The organism is Bacillus sp. SIMBA_026 (assembly GCF_046535335.1).
In the GTDB taxonomy this organism is placed as follows: Bacteria; Bacillota; Bacilli; order Bacillales; family Bacillaceae; genus Bacillus; species Bacillus velezensis.
In genome coordinates this window covers 1-236 of sequence record NZ_JAWRWX010000479.1, presented here as the reverse complement: position 1 = coordinate 236, position 236 = coordinate 1, and the positions used below count along the sequence as shown (strand labels likewise).

General features: G+C 53.4%; 1 protein-coding gene. It reads left to right on the top strand.

Features of this window, described 5'->3' with window-relative positions:
- Positions 1-236 (top strand): AIDA repeat-containing protein (locus tag SB847_RS22230; protein WP_410578927.1); only part of this gene is annotated, 236 nt, incomplete at both ends.

Genomic DNA, 236 nt, shown 5'->3' with positions numbered 1-236 from the left:
AGTCCGAGGGAGGCGCAATTAGTCTCTCTACGCTCGCTACGGTTAATGGCCGCCATCCCGAAGGTGAATTCAGCGTTGATCAGGGTTATGCCTGCGGTTTGTTGCTGGAAAATGGCGGTAACCTGCGTGTACTGGAAGGACATCGCGCGGAAAAAATCATTCTCGATCAAGAGGGCGGCCTGTTGGTCAATGGGACAACCTCAGCGGTCGTGGTAGATGAAGGTGGTGAATTGTTG